At 66.9% G+C, this 2,223-nt stretch carries 5 protein-coding genes and 1 pseudogene; 4 read left to right on the forward strand and 2 right to left on the reverse strand.

Annotated elements, in window-relative coordinates; genetic code table 11:
- Positions 1 to 177 (reverse strand): transposase (locus VN520_RS38045; RefSeq protein WP_325751526.1); only part of this gene is annotated, 177 nt, incomplete at its 3' end.
- Positions 178 to 320: 143 nt separating this feature from the next.
- Between VN520_RS38045 and VN520_RS38050 the strand changes: the two genes are divergently transcribed.
- Genes VN520_RS38050 through VN520_RS38065 form a run of 4 tightly spaced genes read left to right on the forward strand, consistent with a single transcriptional unit; the run spans position 321 to position 1,613 of the window.
- The gene (locus tag VN520_RS38050; RefSeq protein WP_325751523.1) at positions 321 to 464 is read left to right on the forward strand and encodes a helix-turn-helix domain-containing protein; all 144 of its coding nucleotides are present in this window, start codon (positions 321 to 323) and stop codon (positions 462 to 464) included.
- A 27-nt stretch (positions 465 to 491) separates the two neighbouring features.
- Positions 492 to 908 carry a hypothetical protein gene (locus VN520_RS38055; RefSeq protein ID WP_325751524.1) on the forward strand — a complete coding sequence of 139 codons (417 nt, stop codon included), beginning with the start codon at positions 492 to 494 and terminating at the stop codon, positions 906 to 908.
- On the forward strand, positions 908 to 1,120 hold the full coding sequence (locus VN520_RS38060; protein WP_331681917.1) for a helix-turn-helix transcriptional regulator: 213 nt from the start codon (positions 908 to 910) through the stop codon (positions 1,118 to 1,120). The genes VN520_RS38055 and VN520_RS38060 overlap by 1 nt, the downstream gene beginning before the upstream one ends.
- Positions 1,121 to 1,163: 43 nt before the next feature.
- Positions 1,164 to 1,613: a hypothetical protein gene (locus VN520_RS38065; protein ID WP_325751525.1), complete on the forward strand. Its 450-nt coding sequence runs from the start codon at positions 1,164 to 1,166 to the stop codon at positions 1,611 to 1,613.
- Positions 1,614 to 1,917: 304 nt separating this feature from the next.
- Here the strand turns inward: VN520_RS38065 and VN520_RS38070 are convergent.
- A pseudogene (locus tag VN520_RS38070) lies at positions 1,918 to 2,223 on the reverse strand (hypothetical protein); the annotation flags it as partial.

A 2,223-nucleotide genomic window follows, 5' to 3' on the forward strand; every position in this document is an offset into this window, starting at 1 on the left:
CACGTCCCGCCACGGGCACCCGGTGCGGGTGCGGAACCGGATGCCGTTGATCAGCTGTCGCAACGTCCAGCGACGAGGGCGGCCGGTCCGTGGCCTACCGGGGAGCAGTGCCGCCAGGATCAGCCACTGCTCGTCGGTCAGGTCATGGCGGGCACCGGCCGGTAGGGTGCCGTCCACGAGGTCTCCGTGGTGAGGGTCTTCTTGGTCGTTGATCCCTCTACCGGAGGCCTCGCCTACGTCCCGGCACCAACACGCCTGATCAGCGCTTCCGCCGACTTCTCAAACACGGCCTAGCCAGCTCGGCCCCGCAGGCGCACCTGGTGATGCTGCACGTCCCTGGCGACGACTCGATCGCCGAGCTGGCCGAGCTGTTCTCAGTGTCGCGATCGACGGTGTATCGGGTGCTCGAGCGCACCCAGCGGACAGAGTTGGGCGCAGGTCATAGACAAGGAAGCTTGACATAGCGACAAGGGTCCTTTACGTTAGCGAGCATGACAGGGAACGAGCGCAGCCGAGAGAGCTACAGCGATTTGGAACGGACGCGGGCCGCGTGGCGAGATGCGCTACCCGGGTTGGCGGTGCTGGCGCTGGCGGTAGTGGCGATGCTTGTGTTCGACGATCCCGGGCCCAATGCCGGGACCGGGATCTGGGCGGTGCTGATGCTTGCCGCCACCGGCCTGTTCATGTGGGCGGAGGTCCGCAGTCTGCAGCGCGCCGATGAGTACCAGCGCCTGCTCCAGCTGCAGGCGCTGGCCGTGGGGTTCGCCGTCGTGGTGGTGCTGCTGCAGGTTGCCTCGTTGCTCGTCGCGGCACAGCTGATGGATGCCCGACAGGGCCTGCAAATCAGCTTCCTCGGCGGGCTCATGGGCTGGCTCGGAGTGCGAGCCCTCAAAGCCCGGAAGTCCTGATGCACAACCGGCTGCGCGAATTGCGTGCAGCCCGTCGGTGGAGCCAGGCCGATCTCGCCGACCGGCTGGGCGTCTCTCGCCAGACGGTCAACGCTCTGGAAACCGGCCGCTACGACCCGAGCCTGCCGCTGGCATTCAAGATCGCGGCGGTGTTCGATCAGCCCATCGAGGGCCTGTTTTTCCCGGACGACGAGCCCGCTGCCCAACCGTGACTGACACCCCGGCGCCAGCCCGGCGTTTCTTCTAGGAGGACCCATGACCGTTGACCAGTTGCCCGGGGCCGGCCGTCCCGCCAGTACCGACGTGCCCGAGTTGCCGCTCTGGCGCTTGAATGCGATGCGGGTCGGCTATGCCCTGATGGGCATCGGCCTGGCCGTCGTGAAGTGGCCGGTCGTGATCGGTTATGACAGCTCCACGCCCCTGTTCGAGGGCGTGGTCCACATCCTCCTGACCGCGATGGGACTCCTGGCCGTGCTGGGCCTGCGCTACCCCGTGCGGCTGATTCCGATCTTGCTGTTCGAGTGCCTCTGGAAGCTCATGTGGCTGGGGATCGTCGCCTTGCCGGCGGTGATGGCCGGCGACGTGGACGACGCGATGGGCGAGACCATCTTCAGTTGCTCGTTCGTCGTCGTCATCCTGGCCGTGACCCCGTGGGGCTACGTCTGGCGGCACTACGTCCAGGCGAAGGGCGATCGCTGGCGCTGACTGACTCAGAGCCACTACACCGTCGACCCCTGCCCCGTTACCGGGCGGGGGGTCTTCGCCGTGTCAGGGCCAGCAACGGCCGCCTACAGGGCTCCAGTTAGGCGTACTCAAGGTGATCCCAGAGGGGCGCAGTGATGGTTGGCCGGGCCCCTCGAACTGTTCCGAATTCTTCGCCCCGAGAACCCACGCCTTCCTCCTGAACCCCGACCGCGACCAGCGACGCCGTCAATCGAGCCGTCATAGTTGGTGAGAAAACCTCAATCCCTCCGCGGCATCGTGGGCTCTGAGGGAGACCACGCCGTGATCAGGACGCCAGGAAGACGGGCCATCCGCCGGGAGGTGGTTGACCCGGGGAGAGTGTCCGCAGCCGGGCGAGCGTGGTCGGGTCCTGGACTTCCAGCCAGGCGACGAGTTGGCGGAAGGACACCAGGCGCACGTCACGCTGTTCGGCCATCTGCCGCAGGGCCTCCTCGACGGCGTCCATGTAGATGCCGCCGTTCCACTGCTCGAAGTGGTTGCCGATGAACAGCGGCGCCCGGTTGGTGGTGTAGGCGCGTTGGAAACCTGCGAGGAAGGCGTCGCGGGCCTGGGCTCGCCAGGTCGGGTACAT

Origin of the sequence: Streptomyces sp. (assembly GCF_035563135.1) — a bacterium.
Classification (GTDB): domain Bacteria; phylum Actinomycetota; class Actinomycetes; order Streptomycetales; family Streptomycetaceae; genus Streptomyces.

Bases quoted from the DNA above. Each gene is read 5' to 3' on its own strand.
- VN520_RS38060 (WP_331681917.1), top strand. From the start codon at position 908: ATGCACAACCGGCTGCGCGAATTGCGTGCAGCCCGTCGGTGGAGCCAG.
- VN520_RS38065 (WP_325751525.1), top strand. From the start codon at position 1,164: ATGACCGTTGACCAGTTGCCCGGGGCCGGCCGTCCCGCCAGTACCGAC.
- VN520_RS38055 (WP_325751524.1), top strand. From the start codon at position 492: ATGACAGGGAACGAGCGCAGCCGAGAGAGCTACAGCGATTTGGAACGG.